The organism is Pleionea sp. CnH1-48 (assembly GCF_024124665.1).
GTDB lineage: Bacteria > Pseudomonadota > Gammaproteobacteria > Enterobacterales > Kangiellaceae > JAMXSB01.
This window is the reverse complement of record NZ_JAMXSB010000003.1, coordinates 462,959-481,833: the sequence shown is the minus strand read 5'-3', so window position 1 is coordinate 481,833 and position 18,875 is coordinate 462,959. Positions and strand designations below refer to the sequence as shown.

Below are 18,875 nucleotides of genomic sequence, written 5' to 3'. Positions count from 1 at the left end.
GGGCATTATGGGAATTGATGAAAATAAAAAAGCACGCCCTTTATTTGAGTTTGTAGATGTTGGAAGAGAAGAGCCAGAAAAGCACAGCATAGAATCCAGACAAATAGAATTCAAAGAAATTTATCAACCTCTCGAGCAACCTCGGATTAAGCAACAAGCTAGTCGATGCCTTGATTGTGGAAATCCATATTGTCAGTGGAAGTGTCCATTGCATAATTACATTCCGGACTGGCTCAATCTGGCTTCGGAGGGGCAATTTATACAAGCGGCCGAGTTGGCCCATCAAACTAATTCTTTGCCTGAAGTCTGTGGACGTGTTTGTCCGCAAGACCGATTGTGTGAGCAAGCCTGCACATTGAATACAGGTTTTGGTGCTGTCACTATTGGTCAGATAGAAAAGTTTGTTACCGACAATGCGCTGGCTCAAGGGTGGCGACCAGATTTGTCCCACATTCCTGAGCAACCTTATCGTGTGGCCATTGTTGGAGCTGGACCCGCAGGCCTCGGGTGCGCCGATGTATTGGCTCGTTCTGGTATTCGCTCAGTCGTATTTGATCGCCAGCCTGAGATCGGTGGGTTGCTAACATTTGGTATTCCCGAATTTAAATTGGAAAAAGAAGTTATCCAAAAGCGGCGCGAAGTGTTTGAGTCTATGGGCGTTGAGTTTCGCTTGAACACACTGGTAGGGAGAGATGTGACTTTTGAGCAACTGCGTTCTGAATATGATGCTGTGTTCTTAGGTATGGGAACTTATCAGGCCGTTGCCGGTGGCATTGAAGGCGAGCGAGGTAAAGGCGTCTACAAAGCTCTGGATTATTTAATTGGTAATACGGTTAAGCAACAGGAATGGGATTATAAAGAGTATCCCTTTATCGATCTTAAAGACAAAAAAGTGGTTGTGTTGGGTGGTGGGGATACCGCGATGGACTGCGTGCGAACGGCGATACGCCAGGGTGCAAAGCAGGTTATCTGTGCCTATCGCCGTGATGAAGAAGCGATGCCAGGGTCAAGGCGTGAGTTTAATCATGCTATAGAAGAAGGTGTCGAGTTTCAATGGTATCGTCAGGCACAACATATTGATCTGGATGGTAACGGCAAGGTCAAAGCCATCGAGTTTGATATTAAAGAGCCGATTTCTCAAGCTGACGGAACGGTAAAGCTGGAATCATCGGGTAGAAGCGAAGTTATCGACACGGATGCGGTAATTGTTGCTTACGGTTTTAAAGCCAACCCTCCACAATGGCTTCAGGACTTGGGCATTGAGCTTGATAACCAGTCACGAGTAGTGGCGACCGAAACGAATGCTTATCGAACAAATCTTGATAAAGTCTATGCAGGTGGAGACATGGTCCGTGGTGCTGACTTAGTTGTTACCGCAATTGCTGATGGACGTAAGGCTGCTCAGGCAATTTGTGAAGACCTTGAAGTCTTTGTTTGAGTGCGTTTAACCGTCAAAAGCTAAAGTGCGGTTTTTCTAAAAGGAAAGATCGCTTACTTTTACTCACCTTATTAAAGCTATGTTGTAAAGAAAATCTCCCTGACAGTGCTTTAATATCCATGCGAATTGGCATGTTTTATATTGATGAGAGATCAATACAGAGCGGATTTCCACGGCTCGTTTTATAAATTAGCGAGTAGTCGTCAGTGAAGTGTATGCTGCCAATGTCATCAATCGCAGGGGGCGTGTTGAGATTATAGTTTTTGAGTGTTTTCTTGTAGCTATAGCTATCATTATTTTTTTCAATACAAACACCGAGCCTTATATTGGACAAGGAAAACTCCGAAAATAAACGGGCTGAATAAATGTTGCTTGGCGATCTAACGACTTGATTCGCTTCTTTATAGAGAGAAAAGTCACCTCTTTTTGCAATATTAAACAATTCCGTTAACTTATTTTTGTCAACATCCATGCTATTTAGAGAGTGTGAGAGTGCTTGTTGTATGATTCCACATAGCTCACCCAGACGATCCTTCATATTGTAAAGCTTAAAGTATTTCTTTATGTCATAAACAATATCGAGTTGCAGTATATTTCCTCCTTTTCTTTTACTAGATGGCAGAGTATAAGGCTTTATGAGTTTTCCTTTTTCCCATAGCCCGATAGAGATAGTGAAATAATCACTGCCAATGCTTTTTCCCATGAACTCTTTAAGTAGATATAGCAAGTGCTTAGACTCTGCCAAAAACATGCTTTTATTTTCGGAGCAGTAGTTAACTTTGATTTCAATATTTCTCAGGCAACGGTAGTACATAGAATAATTCCAAGTTAAATAGAATGATGTTGAAATAAAGTTGCTAAATCACTTGTATTGGCTTCTTACTACTATTGGAGTACCTTTTGGTCTGAAGCGAATATAATGGGTAAAAAAATGACTGTCAAAACCTTTCTTTAGGTTCAATATCTTGTCAGACCATCTCGATATGTTGTGTTCGACAGGGCATTGTTATTTGAGGATTTGGGTGGGGGATATGAAAGGTATTTTTTATTGATTCATGAAATATATGCTCCAGGTGTCAGAAAGTAGATGTCGTACATAAGCGTTAAATAATAGGGCTATTGTGAACATTGGATATATTTATATGTCTCCTATCGCAGTTTTTTGATTAGTAACGATGGTACAGGGGTTGAGTGACGGGCCGCTCAATGAAACTCTTCCGTTAACATTAATGTAAGTGGCTTAGGGTTGCACTCAGATAGATGATCAAGTATCCTTGCGCGCAACTTAGCTTGGTTAGACTCTTAAGGACGAAAGCTAATAAATGACAAGATGTCAATAATAGCAGTGCTCGATTGGATGAGCTTATTTTTTCATAGTGTTTAATGTTTATTAAAAGGAATGAGAGCAGAGCATACTAAAGCTCGTTTTCTAAGAAGATCATGTAATTATTTTACTTTAACCCTTATTTTATGCCTTTTTCTTCTCGTTGGAGAGGGAAAGGGGGACTATGGTTTTTCATAAGGAGTTAGAGTGATGTCTCTAAAATTTAAATACCCTAGAACACCTCACTTACCTTGGTCGCCAGGATATACTGGAGATGATGTGCGATGCATGGATGTGAGTGTTTTTACAGGAAAAGAAGTCATTGTTACCGAAAAAATGGATGGTGAGAATACTTCTTTATATCGTGATGCTAACCATGCGCGTTCGTTGGATAGTGCGCATCATCCGTCACGGGATTGGATTAAAACGTTTCATGGCGCTATGGCTTATCAAATACCTGTAGGCTGGCGTATCTGTGGTGAAAATCTATATGCCAAGCATTCTATTGGTTATGACGCTTTACAAAGCTATTTTTATGGTTTTTCCGTATGGAATGAAGAAAACTTTTGCCTTGATTGGAAGCAAACTCTGGAGTGGTTTGATTTATTAAACATTGTGGCTCCGAAGGTTCTCTATCAAGGACTGTGGGATGAGAAACAGCTTAAGAAGCTGAAAGTTGATACGGAATGTATGGAAGGCTATGTCGTTCGTCTTGCTGGCGCATTTCATTATCGGGAGTTTTCGGCAAGCGTCGCTAAGTGGGTGAGACATCATCACGTTTCTACCGATAAGCATTGGATGCATAGTGAAGTGATTGCTAATGGATTAGCTAGGAGTGAATGATGAATACTTTTTTAAAACAGTTGTTAGTAGATGCAACCCCTTCTATGGATGACTTTGTATCTGAGTTAGGTGAGTTACTCCCTTGGCTGTATCGGCTTCAAGATACCAGGCAAGACTCTGAGTGGCATGGTGAGGGGAATGTCCATATCCATACCGACTGGGTTTTAACAGAGCTTTATCAGCTTTTGAATAATAAAGCCCAACATATTACTGGGTGGCGAAGACTTGCACTTATATTGGGGACGGCTTTTCATGATATTGCCAAATGTGTTTGCACAAAAGATGCCGAAATCAACGGTGTCTCCAGAGTGATTGCGCCTTCGCACGAAGCTAATGGCCGTTCATACCTGGCATTTCGGCTAATGGCGTTAGAGCTCCCTTATCATGTTGTGTGGTCAATTCTAGGATTGGTAGGCGAACATCACATGCCCAAAAGGCTGGTAGTTAAAAACGCAAGCAAACAAGATTACTGGCGATTGTCTCGTCGAGTGGATTGTGAGCTGGTGTACTGGCTCGAAGTTGCCGATATGAAGGGAAGAATTTGTCCTGATCTTGATGCTCAGTTGATGCATCTGGAAGAGTTTAAATTGTTTTGTCAGGAATATGATGTGTGGACACAGAGCTTTCGGCTACCAAAAAGCTGGATGGAGCATCTAAGCGTGATGAGTCAAACATCACAAGAATTTTTGTATGCCCAGGCCATCTATGAAATGTCTCATAGTGTTATTTCTCTTCCTGAAGAAGTTGAGGCTCGCTATTACAAAAGTCATCAGCGTTATGCGGAAGTGATCATACTCTGCGGTATTAGTGGCAGTGGAAAGTCATCCTACGCAAAAAAGCATTTTGCTGAATATGAAATCATTTGTCTAGATGATATTCGTCGTGACGTCTTTGGCAGTCGGAGCGTACAAAAGAATCATGGCAAGATACTGCACATTGCCAAAGAAAGGTTGAAGGCCGCTCTTAGAAATAAACGCTCTGTTGTTTGGGATGCCACTTGCTTAAGAGAGGACTTTCGAGAGCCTTTGGTTTCAATGGCAATGAATTATGGAGCTTTGGTGACTTTAATTGTTTTTCAACAGCCGCCTGAAACCTTCAAATTGCGAAATCAGCAACGTAACAATGCGGTGCCTGATAAAGTTATCGTCAAACAGATGGATACGTTTCAATGGCCATTATTGGATGATTATCATCGGTTCGTTGTGTTGGACTCTTATGGTGAAACTCTCTATCAGTCTGGTGTTTATCACCCAGCATTCGTTGCATAAAAAGGAATAAGCCTCTGGTTCAAAGAGGCTTATTGTCAAGGTATTATTATGTTTATAAAATATCCTAGGACGGAATCCGTACATCAGCTAGAAGAAAAAGGAATTTTTTTATCTGAGCTGATAGATAACGAAAATCCATTGATTATTGAAGAAAAGATGGATGGCACTCAGGTTGGCATTCGTTTTTCTGAGAACGGTGAGCCTTGTTTGCAATCAAGAGGTCAATGGGTAGGTAATGAGCCGGAGTTTTCTCTATTAAAACAATGGTTATACACGCATCTTGATGAGCTGCGAGAATTGCTCGGAAGTCGATATATTTTGTTTGGTGAGTGGTTGTACTTTAAGCATTCCATTTTTTATGATCAGTTGCCTGATTATTTTATGGAATATGACTTATACGATACCAAAGATGGCTACTTTCTCAGTACCGCTCGTCGTCATGAGCTGCTAAAGAACTTTCCGTTTATTTGTTCAGTGCATGTGATGGGGTCTCAAACTCGGTTTGACAAAGAGGCACTTGAAGAGATGATTTCCAATTCCTCTTTTATTTCTGAGCAGGCTTTTGAACAACTGAATAAAATGTCACAGCAATTTACTGAAGCATCAAGAATGATGGAAGGGCTGTATTTAAAATGGGAAAACTCCGAGTGCGTTTTAGGTCGTTACAAATGGACTCGACAATCGTTTATTGATTTTGTTTGCAGTCAAAGGCACTGGTCAAAGAATTTAAAGGTCGTAAATCAAATATTACCCACCTAATGCTCCTAGAGAAATCTTTAACAAGCCTCTATAAAGGGAAAATGCATTATATTGGAGAATGATTATGGAAAAATATTTTGCCGTGGTAGGGGATGTTCACGGCCACATGGATAGAATGGTGTCTCAGTTAACGGGCTGGGAGAAGAAGCATCACAAGAAACTATCCTTCGTACTGCAAGTTGGGGACTTTGAGCCGCACCGCTCGGAGAACGATCTAAGTACCATGGCGGCTCCTTCGAAATACAAACAGCTTGGAGATTTTCATCGTTATCTGGCTCCCTATCACTCGAGGTTCCCATGGCCTATTTATTTCATTGGTGGGAATCACGAGCCTTATGGGTATCTGGAATCCACTGCGAGTGGCTCTTTGGTTGCCGATAACTGTGTGTATTTAGGTCGCACTGGAGTTATAAAAATAGAAGGAATAAACGTTGCAGGACTTTCGGGAATTTATAGAGAAGATTTTTTTTACCAATCGAGACCTGCGGTTGAGTGTATTGCTGGTGTACCTAATAAATTGTTTGCTTACTATAATTGGAATGACTTAGCAGCTTTGTCGACATGCAAAAATATTGAGGTGATCTTATTGCATGATTGGCCCACAAACATTATATCGACGGAGCAATATCTGGCATTGTCGCCAAAGAAAAAACTACTCGAAGATAAGTCTCTGGGGAGCCCTGCAACTTGGGAGCTTATCGAAACTCTAAAACCGAAATGGGTGTTTTGTGGTCACATGCATGTGCCCTATCGAACTCAGGTGACACTCAGAGATGGACATCAGGTTAATATCTGCTGTTTATCAAGTGTGTGTCAGGGAAGGGAGTCTTTTCGGGTGTTTAAATTATCACCAAGTGGAGCGGTGGAGTATTTTGTCGCTGAGTAGTCCACTTGGTGGCGAATCACTATTAATTATGGTAGCTTCTGTTGGCTTGCCGATGGGCAAAATAATCGATGTGTAAAATATGAATATTAAATTCTTAAAGAAAAAACATCATATAGGCTGGAAGTGGTGGATCGCCATTCTAGTATTTATTGCCGGATTTGCTGGCTTTTATCTTGGGGTTGAAGTGTCAGAGCGTCCTGGTGTTGCAACCAGTGATGTGTTTACTAAAGCTTATTATACCCTTGGATTGTTCGTGCTCGGTGGGATGGATCTTGGTACCCCAACTGAGGGGCCTTTGTTAGGCAAAATACTGTTGTGGTTTGCTTATTTTGCTGCGCCTATATTAACTGCGTCGGCTTTGATAGATACCTTGGTGAATTTACTAGCGCCTGATAGTTGGGGGCTACGACGGCTACGAAATCATGTCATCGTTATTGGTAACTCTGAGTTAACACCTATTTATCTAAAGAATTTTCGTCAGCGTGATGCATCTACTCCCATTATTGTTGTCGTTCGAGACGCAGAAACAGCAGAGATCGCTGAGCTGCAATCTTTGTATCAGGTGCGAGTGATTGTTGCTAATGCGACTCATGATTTTGTGTTATCTCGTTTGCGAGTTGAGCATGCCAAGAGAATATTACTGTTTTCAAAGGCTGACTTTGTTAACTATGAAACGGCGAGTAATATTTTAACCTCTTATCCCGATGTTGCTGGTAAGGTCATTGTGCATGTATCAGACTTGCGCTTTATGCGGGTGATGAAAAACTCTCTGGTTGATAAAAAGTCCACTACCTTTAATCAGTATCACATGTCAGCGGCTCAGTTAGTAAAAGCCGAATTATTGCGCCACTTTCTAAAAACAAAACCCAAAGACGTGGTGGTTTTTGCTGGCTTTGGACGCTTCGGTCAGAGTATTTTAGAAGAGCTGCAAGAAAATGCCGTCGAAGCCTTTGAGCGAATTATCATCATGGATAAAGATGCGCAACGTCGTGTATTGGTTGCTGATGAACAATCCGCCGGAAAAAGTTGGTATCAACGTGATGTGGTTGAAGGTGATGTTCGTGATCCTAAAGCGTGGCAGACAATTTTGAATCTTCCCGCGTTGCGAATTGAAGAGCCCGTTTTTATTTTGGGCACTGGAGATGATGCGCAAAACTTAAGAACAGCTGTCTGGTTGCATCAACACTATCCAAAAGCCTTGATCATTGCTCGAACTCAAACGCCTTCTCTATTTGCTAAGGATGTTTGCCTTCAACATGAAATTGTGAATATCAGTTTAACCGAGCTGGTTGAACTGGGGATGCCTGAACATTGGTATCAAAAGCCATCGTAGCGACCCTCAAGTGGTCGCTATTTTAGACAGACTCTTTTTCATATTATCGAAATGAGAACCTTCCCAGTAAACCTTGTCACATTGCTGACAATGTTTAAACTCATCGTATTCACTCGCTACATTGCCTGGCAGCAGGCGCGCAACTTTGTCTTTATGGATAGAGGAAAGCTGGCCATTGCAATCCAGACATACTGACAAAGGAGCCAATTTATTTTTTAAGTCGTAGTAGCTGAGTACTTCTTCTAATTGTTGTTCGGCACGAGTATTTCGAACAAAGTAGCCATAAGTTACATTGCTTCTTTTTAGTAAGCCTATGTCTCGGGTTAAGAGAATTCGGTCTTCTTCAGCACTCAGTCGAGCCAGGTTTTCATCAATAATATCTTGTGAATAATAGAGGCAGTCAAATCCGCACATGCGCAGAGAACGAGCGAGCTTGCCTAGGTGTACGTCTAGAATAAACTTGAGTTCTGCTGGCTTGTGCGGCGGACAAGGTTTTATATGAGTATTGGCGTAGTTAGCTGGATAAATACTTAACTGTTGCTGGTTTTCTAGTTTAGTGTTGAGATCGATGGCTTGATCGCCTATCAAAACTTGGGCTACTTCGGTATGAGGAATTCCAATGGCTTCGATAGAGTCTTTGACAGAGGGCGAGCCATCAAATGAGTAGTCAATTGTGGTTGTCGTTGTGTTATGAAGAAAATCATTCAGATTACCATAAAAGGTAAAGTGACTTTGAAACTGCTTCCATTGCTGAATTTCTGAGGCAATGTATTGTGACCACAAGTTCTTGATAATGTACTTGGATACTTGTCCTTCCATATTTTGCTGTTCGGCAAGGCGAGCAACCAGTAAAGGAAAGTGCTGGTGGATCTGCTGTTCAGTATGTTTTGACGAGCTAATGGTTTGTTGCTCAATCAGGCTATGGTATTGATGAGCATTTCTAAAACCATACAGCTGTGCCAAAACTTCTCGGGCTTGAGTGAGCTTTAATGATTGGTAAGGCCAAAGATTTTGTAGCTTTTTAGCTTGCTGTGAAAATGTGCGTTTAGAAAGAAAAAGCCTATTCATCGATTCTGTCTCCAGTGCATACAAGGCAGTTAAAGTCCCACTCGCTAACCGTCTTGTTGCGAAACAGTAATAGACATTATCAATAATGATTGGGTGTTCATTTTTACTCAGGACTCATAAGTCTTTTCTTGTGGGAAGATGGACACTGAGATGCCCTTGTTCCAGAGAATGTAAACTTAAAATAATGCACTGTCAATTGACTTCATTCCTGAGACAGGTAAAGATGCTCTCAGTTTTGCCATTGAGTTGTTATTAGTTGCTCTTTTGGAGTGTCGCATGTTGACTAAACTGGCGGTTAGTAATTATCGGTCACTACTGTCGCTTAAAATGCCATTGACTGGATTAAATGTGATTACTGGCCCAAACGGGAGCGGTAAATCTAATATTTATCGAGCGTTACGGCTGCTGGCCGAAACTGCCCGGGGAGGCGTCATTGCTGCATTGGCGTCAGAAGGAGGGCTTGACTCAACCTTCTGGGCTGGACCAGAAACTTTATCTAAAGCCATGATCCGTGGCGATGTCCCTGTTCAGGGTACGCCTCGACAAAAAAGTGTTCGGCTAAAACTCGGATTTGCCAGCGAAGAACTGGGATACTTAATTGAGCTGGGACTGCCAGAACCTTTGCCTTATCCTTCTGCTTTTGAGCGTGATCCAGAAATAAAACGTGAATGTATCTGGGTGGGAGACAGTTACCGTAGAGCCAGCTCTATTGTAGAGCGAGCGGGCCCTTTGGTTAAGGCGAGAGAAGGGCGCAGTTGGAAAGCAGTGGTCCATAATATTCCCAATTATGACTCAATGTTTGATGTTGCCGCTGGCATTGATACGACCATGGCGGTTTTTCAGATGCGAGAGATGATTGCCGGCTGGCGTTTTTATGATCACTTCAGAACGGACCGAGATGCGCCTGCCAGACAACCCCAGTTGGGAACGCGAACACCCGTTCTGCATCATGACGGTCGAGATCTGGCTGCTGCAATACAGACCATCAAAGAGATTGGTGATGAGGAAGCGCTTGATGCCGCGATTAGCGATGCTTTTCCTGGGGCTTCTGTGAGTATTTTGACGCAAAGTGATGGACGTTTTACGTTAGAGTTCTCTCAGCACGGTTTACTACGTCCACTCAGTGCTGCTGAGTTGTCAGATGGTACACTCCGTTATTTGCTCTTAGTCGCGGCTTTGTTGACCCCTCGGCCACCTACACTGTTAGTGCTAAACGAGCCAGAAAACAGTTTGCATCCTGACTTGTTACCCGCTTTAGCTCGTTTGATTGTGCGAGTGTCTCGTTATACTCAGGTATGGGTTGTGTCACATGCTAATCGTTTAAATCAGGCTTTAGTTCGCGAAAGTGATTGCTCGTCGATTCAACTAGAAAAGCAATTAGGACAAACTATCATTTGTGGTCAGTCAGAATTTGACCAACCTGCCTGGCACTGGAGTTAATGGTAGCTAGCACTTGTAGGCTGCCATCAGGTAAACTAGGGCTTGTACGCCACCAGCAGAGTGATTCCAGTAGCCATGGGTGGTCATTAATCATTATTCGAAGCAGAAAGTTATGCCTCAACAAGAAGTAAAAGAAGAACTGAAAATTCCGTTAAATAAATCGCGCTTTGGCGTTATTTTTTTATTATCCATGGCGTTCGTATTAGTGGCTTTGTGGATGATTATTGACAATGTTATGGCATGGCTGACTGATGATAAAGTCACATCAGCACCGCTTTCTGGTGCTCTTTTTATTTTGGTGGTGTTTGCTATTACCGCGATCTTCGCCTGGTTTCGTATCAAAAATACTCATTATGGTTTGATTTTGAATGCCGAGGGGGTAACGGATTTGTCCAGTATCACTTCGCTCGGTCTGATTCCCTGGCAAGATATTGAAGCTGTATCCATTGTAACGGTTAGCCAACATCAGCTGATGAAAGTGACATTACGAAATCCTTCTCATTATGTTCATCATCGACGTTATTGGATCAGAATGTTACGTCAGATGAACATACGTAATCATGGTTCTCCTTGTTTGATATCTTCTTCGGCTTTGAATATTACCTTTGATGAATTGCAGTCCTGTTTTAATTCTTATTTAGAGCATTATCATTCTGATACTCAAAAGCAAGATTCTTAAGGCGTCTTCATTTTTTTGTTGCTCATTGTGTGGTCGGAGTCACCGAGCCTCGTTCTTGCATCCGTGTTAAAGCCACTTTAGCTACAACAATGACATTTAACGAAAGAACAACTGTTTCTTAGTTCAGTATTTATTCATTGATGATTCGCTACATTGGTTGGTGTAATTGACTATTAAGTTGTGATATCGCCAGTGTACTAGTGCCAACCTTTAGCTAACTGCTTGAAGTTGATAGTTATTTTTTTTGGCGCGGCATTTGCAGATACTGCCACAACATCTATTATCTGGAGCTATCAATGTTTGATTTTAAAAAACTGATTTTATCTGCGTCGGGCTTATTACTTCTTTCTGGCTGCATTATTGTGACCGATGGTCACCGTGTTGCCGATATTCGCGAAACCAAAACACTTCGATTGAATACTGAGCAATTAGAACGCTTTAAAATTGATGCCGGAGCTGGCTCTCTCACTGTTATCGGTGAACAAGATCGCCAGGTAATAGAAGTGAAAGCTGATATTGTCAGTCATGATCGAGAGTATATTTTGACACTATCAGAACGCAATGACTCTGCTGTTCTGGTAGCTGATACTCGAAGTGGAGGTTGGTCATTTGGCCCTGGTAACAGCCCTAAAATTGATTTAGTCGTTTATATGCCAGAAAATATGGCGCTAGAGGTGGATGATGGCTCAGGTTCCATGGCTGTTAAGCGTTTGCTACAAAGTGTCAGTATTAAGGATGGCTCGGGCAGCATCGAGTTAGAGAATATTCAAGGGGCTATCAGTATTGAAGACGGTTCCGGTTCTTTGTCGGTAGCTGAAGCTGGATCTAATGTGATTATTGATGATAGCTCAGGCGACATTGATGTGAGTAAAGTAAAAGGAAACTTAACGATAGAAGACGGTTCTGGCAGTATTTCTGCCAAACAGATCACAGGTAATGTTGTGGTTGACGATGGTTCTGGATTTTTAGGGATCCGAGAGATATCTGGGCATGTGACCATCAGCGATGGTTCTGGTGGTATCAGTGTTCATGATGTTGCTCAAGGACTTAATATTCTTGAAGCGGGGAGTGGGGACCTTACGTTTGATAATATTACTGGCCCGGTAAGCGTACTTTAGCTATAAAGGAGGCGTTGTCCTCCTTTTCTTTGGGATTTTTTATGAAGAAAACCATTATTGTTTTATCTCTTGTTACCATCAGTGTTCTTGCCTATTGGGGATTAAGCGACAAAAGCATTCGTATTTCGCAGCAACAAATACAACAGAAATTAGAGCAAAAGATGCCTGTTAAAAAGACATTTTTATATGTTCTGGATGTTGTTTTAGAAAAGCCATTTATCTTGTTAGATGATAAGTCACAGCGCGTTGAGCTCATGTTTGATATTTTACTTCAGGCAGAACTCCTGGATGATTTAGGGCCTTATCGAGGCAATATTATTTTGTCTGGAGAGTTTGATTATCGAGCGGATCAACAGCAGTTGTTTTTAGGTAACGCGAGTGTAGAGTCTTTTAGTTTTGATGGAATGCCAAGTCGATATGAAGGAAAAGTGTCATCGTTACTAGAAAAAGCCCTCGGTCGACATTTTGAAAAAACGCCCATCTATTCTCTTGATCAGGGGCAATCCCGTTGGTTAACCGCTGGTAAAAGCCTTAAAACCGTTGCTATTCAAGATAAAGCCGTCGTATTAACAGTGGGACTATAAAGTCCCACTGTCCTATTGCGTTAGTCTTCTTTTTTGGGTTTTGGCGACTTTTCTATTACAAAAGCCTTTTCTGCAGCTTGTTTCTTCACAATACTGACCATGGCATCTGACATGGTTTCTTTGGTTTGTGATTTCGCCTTTGCTTCTTTAGCAATATAGGCCTCTCTCTTTTCTGTCACGGCCAGAATTTCTTCTTTAATCTTTTTACGCTTCTCTTTTGTTGCTTTAAGGTATTGAGTTTGCTCCTTTCTATTCATTGCTTTCATGGGTTGTGGCAGAGCGGTGGCCGGCGCTTCTTCAAGTACATTGGGATTGCTATCAAATGCATCCACTAAGTCCCACTCTGAGTTATTGTAATAGGATGACGCTTTGGTTTTAGCGCGTGTTGCAAGTAAAGCTGAGGACACTTTTTTGCTTTCGGCATCTTGAGCGGCCTGACGGCGAGCCGATGTTTCTCCTTCTTGGCCATAAGGCACATAGGTTGTGTTTAATTGCTGGTTTAGCTCTAGCAGTTTTTGGTCCATTGGAGTGGATATCTGAGCAATTTGTTCATCGGGATTAATATTCATATAGTCTCCGCCAGCAAGTTGCGCTGCTTGTTTCCAGCCTGTGCGTATACCTTCCTGATAGTCTCCCGCATGAATTGTGTTAACGATAATTCCTTTTTGGTGAGCACTTTTGATGGCGCTATCGAAACCAATTGGGCCCTGGCTGAAAGGCTCATTGCCTGCAATAAAAATGATTTTCAGGTCATTTTTTGATGGGCTCCATTTTAGTTGATTAACCGCTTTGCGAATGGCGAAGCCGCAATATTCGCTACCCCCTTGTGTTGTGAGTGCAAATAGTCCTTCTGAGACTCTGTCCAACTCTTTAGTCAATGGCGTCAGTTGGCGTATAAACCCCTGTTGTTGATTCAATCGATCATTTCCGTATTCGTAGACTGAGACTTCCAATGTGGGCGTCACACCATTTCTTTTCATTGACGAAAATTCGTTAACGATTTGCCATAGCTGAGTACGTGTTTGATTAATCAGGCCATCCATACTGCTGCTGGTATCAAGTAAGATGGCCAGCTGCACTTTGGGATGAAGTGCTCTTTGATCCTGAGTAATCGGAGGCATTTGTCTGATGAGTGTATCCTCTTTGGCAGACAGGTGAAAAGAGGTTCCAGTTAAGCAAAGAGCTATCATTGAGCTTGTTATGGCGGTTCGAAAACGAGTATTCATGGGAATGTCCTGTTCGACTATTTAACTTGCTATCAGGATAATCCTTGCCCAAGTGTATTTTGAGACCTAAAGAAGTAAAATTGCTGGTGAGGAGTTTACATTCTGTTTACATCGAGTAATAAGAGGATGAAACGACCGGTATTCCAGTGTTTGCTGCCTATTGCGGTTTAAATAACAGTGCGCTTGGTTATTTTGAGATATTTATGATGGGCAAAAATGAATCTGAACCTAAACTGAATAAACAAAGATAAAACCTATAAAAGTATAGGGTAAGTTATGAGGTTAGTGCGACGGAATTAATCTTGCAGTATTTTATAAAACCGATAAAATACCCTCCGAATCTTCATGGATAGATGGTTCGTTAAACATTGTTATATAAATGGACGAAGGGCTCTTATTGATATGAGGAGGGCCTTGGGTCGTGGAGTTTTATATTTCATATTGAATTACACCAATAATTCTGTGACAAATTCCTCTATCTAGCAGTCTTGAACTGCTTTTTAATATTGATTGATATAGAGTTAGCTTAAAGGTTGAAAATATCGTCTTCATCTATTATTACTTAAATAGGGAAGTCGTCAACCAGCGAGCCGAGTCGTCCGTTCAAACAAAGAATTGATAAGAAAGCATTTAGGATTTTTTGTGAAAGGTTATTTTAAGTTTGCGTTTTGTGTGTGTGTTGCTCTACTCGCCGCCTTAATATGGGTTCCTGACTTTGGGCCTAATGGCTATGGTCGGTTAGGACTGTTTATTTTATTTGGGGTGATCGCTTTTGTAACTGTGATCCTACCGTTTATTTTTTACGTCTTAATGAGCTATTTGAGGCCTGATAAGTTCAGCAAGCTCGATTAGCAACAGCCCCTAATCATCGGCTGGTTTTCTATAGGCTGTGGTTTTTATGTGTTTGTAATAGGCCCTCTGTAAACATTCTTCTTTGCTGGAAATTAAATCAGGTTGAGTTTGAGTCAATTCTAACAGGCGTTCTTCTAACTGCGTCTGGCTTTCTATGTGGCCATCATGAGTTATGTGTTTTATCTGAATAGATTCATTACGTGCAAGATAATAGGCGATCAGCGTGGAGCGATGGCAGTTGGCTGGATCTTTCTCGGCGCACATAAGCGCGATATTAAAATGGCGATCCAGTCCTGTTTTTAAGCGCGAAATACCTGTCGAAAACAACGCCGAAGTCATTAGCTTTTCAAACTGAACCTGATTACTTTCATCGTAATGGTTGGGGTCTTTTGAACGAGGGCCGAGCTCTTCTCCCAGATACACGTAGCGAATATTATTGGACTTTAAGTGTTGTTGTAGCGCCTCTTGATGATAATCGTAAAAAGCCTTGCTGTAAGGCACTGAGCGCACATCGGCAACCACGGTAATGTCATATTGCTGTAGTTGTTTGATAAAAGTATCTATTGCTTTAGTGGCATAGCCAATTGTATAAACTGTGTGCATTTTCTGTGATGAGTTGCTGTGAATTAGGGACGGGTGTGAGAATTGCTATCGGCCCAGCGCTTGCCGAGTGATGGCTTCGATTTTTTTCAGCGCCTGAGTTTGATGGCTATCTGATGTGATGCAATTATCCAGTGAGCCATAGTGTTGCTCAAGGCAGTTGAGCAACAGGCTGCGGATGGCTTCGATATTAGGTTCATCGGGTAGTGATGAGCGCAGATATAAATGCTCCAGCTCCGATGATTTGTGCTCAAAATAATCAAATATTTGTTGTTCGCTCCATTCACCTCGGCGGATGGATTTTAATTGCTCTTTATTCTGAGTGAGTGACATATCACATTTTAATAGCAACTGCTCGACTTCTCCCAGTAGACGTATGATGTGATAGGCAAACTTTACATCATAACCAAATTGCTCAACGAGTGCCTTACGTTTGCCCTGTGGCTGCTTGGTTCGCACTTTATGCAGCTGGCTGTAGGCGTATCCTTTAAACTTTGCCCAACATCCCTTGTGCAAGAACAGTTTTCGTTCGTCTCTTACCATTCTTCCAACGGGGGTTATATGCAGAACACAGTTATCTGGAACGTATAGGCTATCTATGATGTTCGGGTTGTTGGTGGTGAGTAGACGAAAAAACTTGGTAATGGAATACAGTGTGATGTCGTAAACTCGACCTTGGCCACCCAGAGCTTCTTTGTCTTGAATATGGTGCTCCTGCAACTGTTCGAACTCTGGTGTGAAGTCATCAAAGCCGAGCACTTTGCCTTGGGTATAGGGAAAAAGTATTTCCTTGGGAGGGATGGCAAAGCCGTAAACGTCCATATCCGAAGAATCATTGGACACACCATAAGCCATAGAACCCATGATGACTTCGTACTGTACTGAGTCTGTTAAATACTCGGGAGCGGACTTAAGGAATCCTTTATTGCGGAGGGTATGGTAGACACTGGCCACGGCTATTGCTTACTTTATTAACAGTTTATTTATCTTTCATTGCTGCTCTTTGGTCGGCAACGAGAAGCTGTAGTTTTTGCTCAAAATCTTCGCCTTGTTCTAACAGCTTGGCACGACCAGAGGCAAAGAGTTCAATCAGGTCGTTTTCTTTAGGATCGAGACGACGAGCCCCTTTTTGATCAGTAAATATATACTTGCTGGTGGTTGTCGAAATAATATTGAGTGTGAGTTGCTGCTCAATAATGCCTTCTCCTTGATAGCTGATCACTGCTCCAGGCATCAGGCTTTCGACGGTTTTCTTGGCTTTTAATCGTTTTTGCGCCATTCGAGCTTCGTCTGCTCGAGCCTTAGCAATGGCCTTGGCGCGTTCTTCTTCGGCTTGACGTCGTTGAGCCTCTTGGCGTTCTCTTTCTTCTTCAAGACGTTTACGTATCTGAGCTCTGGCTTCTTCTTCAGCCGCTTGCTTACGAGCTTTATCGGCGGCAATTTCTGCTGCCATTCGCTGGAATTGCTCTTCGAGCAGGCGCACACGACGGCTTAAAATTCGCTCCAGATATTCGGTCAACTCTTCCCAGTAGTTATGAGGTTCTATCGCAACCAAAGGCAAATTACTGGGGTGAAAGCTTGGCGACTGGGTATCAATACTGGCAATCAATGCACCTGAAAGATTAACGAAAACCAACCATTTGCCTGTGTACTCTCTGGGTACCAGCTGGCAGCGGAAGCGTTTTCCTTCCTGGATCAGGTAATACCAGTCATCGTCATCAAGCATTTCATCAAGCTCACTGGAGAAGTCGACGATGATTGGCTGGGTTTTTGTGGTATCCAGATCTTCAAAGATAGGGCTGGTTATCATGGTGTGATAATCCAGTCGTTCACCCCTTAGCTTTTTAATATGAGCATCTTCCAGCTCGTAGAAGAAATCATGTAAGTTGTTGGACTCGGGCATCATAGCGTCAATGGCTTCATAGAGACGGCGTAGTGCTTGAGGAACCCGTTCATTGTATTCTTCTACAAACTGGTTGCTAAATGGGCTGTCGATACTCCACATCAAAGTTTCTGCGTCTTCGATGGCTTGGTGCCACTTCTGGCCAACGGGTCCTGTTTCCATGAAAATTTTCTTCAGATAAGGACTCAAGAAGTTTTCCATGAACTCCAACAGAAACACGGGCTGCTCTTTGGCTTCGGTTTGTTCTTTTATGTAATCGGTAATGAACTGATCGGCCTTAATCTCTCGCTCTTGCATGCGCTTGGTTTCGACTATTTTCTTCAAGCGATCGGTTCGATACTGATTAAAAGCATTTTCCAGTGAGAGAATACGGTTGGTGGCCTGTTCGTACAAACGCGGATTACAGCCTTTTTGGTTCAGTTGAGTCAGAACCATGCGAATGCCTTCCAGCAGCTTCTTGGCAAGTTTACCGCCACGTTTGTCCCAGCACTCTCCCAGCATCAGTATTTTTGATAAGGCCACCTTGGATGAGTGTTGCTTAATTTGAAGGAATTCAGGGGTATGCACAGCCAGCTGTGCCCAGCTGATTGCCATCAGTTGCATCAGGCGTTGTATTTCTTCGTGTTGTTCGGTCAGCCCGGCCAAAAACTGATAACTGAGTTCAATGAGCTGCAAGCTGCTTTTGATAACAGGAGGAATATGAAAATCTTTATCTTTCGCCAAATAGTTGTACAGGGTCTGAACGATCTCGTAATTGGCTAGTGGGGATTCTGCGGGGGTAGGTGCTTTGAGCACATCGCGATAGATGTTTTGCAAAACACTGGACACATCCTGAGCTGACAGCTCTACATCATGTAGCGCTTTTTTCTTGTCGTGCTCCCGGAATAGCTTACTTTCCAGTTCTCTTGCTTTACGACTTTGCTCAAAAATTACTTTATTCATACATTAACCGACAACCAAGCCTGACCCTGCCTTTCCCTGATTCAGAGCGTACCATATATAAAAATAATCGGTTATGCGAGTTTTGTTAATTCCAATTCGATAATAATACTCAAAATAGTGACGAAGTTATCTGACCGGGGAGGCTTTTTGAGGCTATATGTTGGAAGAATAGATGACCGGCAAACCCTTCAGTGAGGTAGTGATAACAATGTATCAATACAACACTGGCTCTCCGTCAGAGCAGGGCTTGTGGTCATAGTGGTGTAGTGACGCTTCCCGAGGGATGCCTTTTTATACTAGTTTAAAAGATGCTGCTTATGCAAGTAGTTTTTTGTGGGCGGCTAAAAAGGCAGCAATCTTTGTTACCCATCTCTTATTTGGATTAATCAAATTGTACTCCTTGCGCTGCGACTAATGCTATTTTAGACACAAGGGGTCTTTTCGCTAAAGGAGCAGCTGCGTCTGATTTGGTTGTCTCTGTTCATTACATTAGATTTGAAATCCGCTCCATTTCCGCAGGATATCTGCATGCAAGGCTTGCAGAGGTGCGGGGGCCTTGCTAAATTAGCGCGCTAACCGAATTCAATCCTTACTTGCCCTGAACTGCATAGT

The 18,875-nt window shown here is 42.4% G+C and carries 16 protein-coding genes; 10 read left to right on the top strand and 6 right to left on the bottom strand.

Features of this window, described 5'->3' with window-relative positions:
• Positions 1 to 7: 7 nt before the first annotated feature.
• Positions 8 to 1,438 (top strand): glutamate synthase subunit beta, encoded by a 1,431-nt coding sequence (locus NH399_RS07175; protein ID WP_253038029.1) that lies wholly within the window; start codon positions 8 to 10, stop codon positions 1,436 to 1,438.
• Positions 1,439 to 1,574: 136 nt separating this feature from the next.
• On the opposite strand, the gene NH399_RS07170 is transcribed toward NH399_RS07175, so the two are convergent.
• On the bottom strand, positions 1,575 to 2,141 hold the full coding sequence (locus tag NH399_RS07170; RefSeq protein WP_253038028.1) for a hypothetical protein: 567 nt from the start codon (positions 2,139 to 2,141) through the stop codon (positions 1,575 to 1,577).
• A gap of 831 nt (positions 2,142 to 2,972) precedes the next feature.
• On the opposite strand from NH399_RS07170, the gene NH399_RS07165 reads away from it, so the two are divergent.
• The 5 genes from NH399_RS07165 to NH399_RS07145 all read left to right on the top strand — a co-directional run bounded on the left by NH399_RS07165 (position 2,973) and on the right by NH399_RS07145 (position 7,851).
• A complete protein-coding gene (locus NH399_RS07165; protein ID WP_253038027.1) occupies positions 2,973 to 3,605 on the top strand; it encodes an RNA ligase family protein in 633 nt (210 codons plus the stop codon).
• The gene (locus NH399_RS07160; RefSeq protein WP_253038026.1) at positions 3,602 to 4,873 is read left to right on the top strand and encodes an AAA family ATPase; all 1,272 of its coding nucleotides are present in this window, start codon (positions 3,602 to 3,604) and stop codon (positions 4,871 to 4,873) included. The genes NH399_RS07165 and NH399_RS07160 overlap by 4 nt, the downstream gene beginning before the upstream one ends.
• Before the next feature lie 48 nt (positions 4,874 to 4,921).
• The gene (locus NH399_RS07155; protein WP_253038025.1) at positions 4,922 to 5,632 is read left to right on the top strand and encodes an RNA ligase family protein; all 711 of its coding nucleotides are present in this window, start codon (positions 4,922 to 4,924) and stop codon (positions 5,630 to 5,632) included.
• Positions 5,633 to 5,696: 64 nt separating this feature from the next.
• Positions 5,697 to 6,518 (top strand): metallophosphoesterase, encoded by an 822-nt coding sequence (locus NH399_RS07150; RefSeq protein ID WP_253038023.1) that lies wholly within the window; start codon positions 5,697 to 5,699, stop codon positions 6,516 to 6,518.
• A 79-nt stretch (positions 6,519 to 6,597) separates the two neighbouring features.
• On the top strand, positions 6,598 to 7,851 hold the full coding sequence (locus NH399_RS07145) for an NAD-binding protein (RefSeq protein WP_253038021.1): 1,254 nt from the start codon (positions 6,598 to 6,600) through the stop codon (positions 7,849 to 7,851).
• A gap of 6 nt (positions 7,852 to 7,857) precedes the next feature.
• Here the strand turns inward: NH399_RS07145 and NH399_RS07140 are convergent, their stop codons facing one another.
• Positions 7,858 to 8,919: a Mut7-C ubiquitin/RNAse domain-containing protein gene (locus NH399_RS07140; RefSeq protein ID WP_253038020.1), complete on the bottom strand. Its 1,062-nt coding sequence runs from the start codon at positions 8,917 to 8,919 to the stop codon at positions 7,858 to 7,860.
• A 276-nt stretch (positions 8,920 to 9,195) separates the two neighbouring features.
• Here NH399_RS07140 and NH399_RS07135 point away from each other — a divergent pair, with 276 nt between their 5' ends.
• From NH399_RS07135 to NH399_RS07120, 4 genes are all read left to right on the top strand, one after another.
• Entirely contained in the window at positions 9,196 to 10,359 is a 1,164-nt protein-coding gene (locus NH399_RS07135; protein WP_253038019.1) for an AAA family ATPase, read from the top strand.
• 112 nt (positions 10,360 to 10,471) lie between these two features.
• Positions 10,472 to 11,038 (top strand): STM3941 family protein, encoded by a 567-nt coding sequence (locus NH399_RS07130; protein WP_253038018.1) that lies wholly within the window; start codon positions 10,472 to 10,474, stop codon positions 11,036 to 11,038.
• Positions 11,039 to 11,334: 296 nt separating this feature from the next.
• A complete protein-coding gene (locus NH399_RS07125; RefSeq protein ID WP_253038017.1) occupies positions 11,335 to 12,156 on the top strand; it encodes a DUF4097 domain-containing protein in 822 nt (273 codons plus the stop codon).
• A 41-nt stretch (positions 12,157 to 12,197) separates the two neighbouring features.
• Complete coding sequence (locus NH399_RS07120) at positions 12,198 to 12,740, top strand: DUF1439 domain-containing protein (RefSeq protein ID WP_253038016.1); 543 nt, start codon at positions 12,198 to 12,200, stop codon at positions 12,738 to 12,740.
• A 20-nt stretch (positions 12,741 to 12,760) separates the two neighbouring features.
• Here the strand turns inward: NH399_RS07120 and NH399_RS07115 are convergent, their stop codons facing one another.
• From NH399_RS07115 to NH399_RS07100, 4 genes are all read right to left on the bottom strand, one after another.
• On the bottom strand, positions 12,761 to 13,966 hold the full coding sequence (locus NH399_RS07115; protein ID WP_253038015.1) for a VWA domain-containing protein: 1,206 nt from the start codon (positions 13,964 to 13,966) through the stop codon (positions 12,761 to 12,763).
• 861 nt (positions 13,967 to 14,827) lie between these two features.
• Positions 14,828 to 15,421: a DUF488 family protein gene (locus tag NH399_RS07110; RefSeq protein ID WP_253038010.1), complete on the bottom strand. Its 594-nt coding sequence runs from the start codon at positions 15,419 to 15,421 to the stop codon at positions 14,828 to 14,830.
• 45 nt (positions 15,422 to 15,466) lie between these two features.
• Entirely contained in the window at positions 15,467 to 16,372 is a 906-nt protein-coding gene (locus tag NH399_RS07105) for a DNA polymerase beta superfamily protein (protein ID WP_253038009.1), read from the bottom strand.
• Between the two features lie 25 nt (positions 16,373 to 16,397).
• Positions 16,398 to 18,263: a DUF1631 family protein gene (locus NH399_RS07100; RefSeq protein WP_253038008.1), complete on the bottom strand. Its 1,866-nt coding sequence runs from the start codon at positions 18,261 to 18,263 to the stop codon at positions 16,398 to 16,400.
• Positions 18,264 to 18,875: the final 612 nt, after the last annotated feature.

Bases quoted from the DNA above. Each gene is read 5' to 3' on its own strand.
- NH399_RS07175 (WP_253038029.1), top strand. From the start codon at position 8: ATGGGAATTGATGAAAATAAAAAAGCACGCCCTTTATTTGAGTTTGTA.
- NH399_RS07170 (WP_253038028.1), bottom strand. From the start codon at position 2,141: ATGGGAAAAAGCATTGGCAGTGATTATTTCACTATCTCTATCGGGCTA.
- NH399_RS07165 (WP_253038027.1), top strand. From the start codon at position 2,973: ATGTCTCTAAAATTTAAATACCCTAGAACACCTCACTTACCTTGGTCG.
- NH399_RS07160 (WP_253038026.1), top strand. From the start codon at position 3,602: ATGATGAATACTTTTTTAAAACAGTTGTTAGTAGATGCAACCCCTTCT.
- NH399_RS07155 (WP_253038025.1), top strand. From the start codon at position 4,922: ATGTTTATAAAATATCCTAGGACGGAATCCGTACATCAGCTAGAAGAA.
- NH399_RS07150 (WP_253038023.1), top strand. From the start codon at position 5,697: ATGGAAAAATATTTTGCCGTGGTAGGGGATGTTCACGGCCACATGGAT.
- NH399_RS07145 (WP_253038021.1), top strand. From the start codon at position 6,598: ATGAATATTAAATTCTTAAAGAAAAAACATCATATAGGCTGGAAGTGG.
- NH399_RS07140 (WP_253038020.1), bottom strand. From the start codon at position 8,919: ATGAATAGGCTTTTTCTTTCTAAACGCACATTTTCACAGCAAGCTAAA.
- NH399_RS07135 (WP_253038019.1), top strand. From the start codon at position 9,196: ATGTTGACTAAACTGGCGGTTAGTAATTATCGGTCACTACTGTCGCTT.
- NH399_RS07130 (WP_253038018.1), top strand. From the start codon at position 10,472: ATGCCTCAACAAGAAGTAAAAGAAGAACTGAAAATTCCGTTAAATAAA.
- NH399_RS07125 (WP_253038017.1), top strand. From the start codon at position 11,335: ATGTTTGATTTTAAAAAACTGATTTTATCTGCGTCGGGCTTATTACTT.
- NH399_RS07120 (WP_253038016.1), top strand. From the start codon at position 12,198: ATGAAGAAAACCATTATTGTTTTATCTCTTGTTACCATCAGTGTTCTT.
- NH399_RS07115 (WP_253038015.1), bottom strand. From the start codon at position 13,966: ATGAATACTCGTTTTCGAACCGCCATAACAAGCTCAATGATAGCTCTT.
- NH399_RS07110 (WP_253038010.1), bottom strand. From the start codon at position 15,421: ATGCACACAGTTTATACAATTGGCTATGCCACTAAAGCAATAGATACT.
- NH399_RS07100 (WP_253038008.1), bottom strand. From the start codon at position 18,263: ATGAATAAAGTAATTTTTGAGCAAAGTCGTAAAGCAAGAGAACTGGAA.